The 258-nt window shown below is 65.1% G+C and carries 1 protein-coding gene; it reads left to right on the plus strand.

Annotated elements, in window-relative coordinates; genetic code table 11:
- Window positions 1–3: 3 nt before the first annotated feature.
- Window positions 4–258, plus strand: a 255-nt coding sequence (locus tag AC0IYH_RS32430; RefSeq protein ID WP_471838447.1) for an HAD family hydrolase, incomplete at its 3' end; no start/stop codon positions are given.

The following is a 258-nucleotide window of genomic DNA, read 5'->3' on the forward strand; positions in this document are numbered from 1 at the left end:
CGAATGCACCGTCCACTCTCGCTGCTCGCATGCGACATCGACAACACCCTGACCGGCTGTCTCCGCGGGGCGGAAGCCTTTGCGCACTGGCGAAGGTCCGACGATATGCCCTTCATCATCGCTACCGGTCGATCCTTCGCCGACGCCCGCCAAGTGCTGGCCCAGTGGCGGCTTCCGGAACCGGACGCGTTCATCACCGATGTCGGCACCCGGATCATACGCCGCGATGCGAGCGGTGATTGGCGATCCTGCCCGGAT

The organism is Pseudomonas sp. AC463 (genome assembly GCF_979253585.1).